1 protein-coding gene is annotated in these 215 nt (G+C 33.5%); it reads left to right on the forward strand.

All coding sequences use genetic code 11. The features are described from left to right. On the forward strand, positions 1 to 215 hold a 215-nt coding region (locus ABCO64_RS10220), incomplete at both ends, for a F0F1 ATP synthase subunit B (protein WP_343089383.1).

Genomic DNA, 215 nt, shown 5'->3' on the forward strand with positions numbered 1-215 from the left:
GAATAAACTTGATGAAGCGAAAAAAGAAGCACAAAAGCTTGTTGAAGATGCGAAAAATCGTGGGGAAGATACACGCCGTGATATTATTCGTGAAGCAAAAGAAGAAGCTGAAAAAATCAAGAAAAATGCGAAAAAAGATATGGATAAAGAAATTGAAATGGCTCGTAACAAACTTCAAAATGAAGCAGTTGAAATTGCGATGTTTTTAACTGAAA

The sequence above is a fragment of the Methanocalculus natronophilus genome (assembly GCF_038751955.1).
In the GTDB taxonomy this organism is placed as follows: domain Archaea; phylum Halobacteriota; class Methanomicrobia; order Methanomicrobiales; family Methanocorpusculaceae; genus Methanocalculus; species Methanocalculus natronophilus.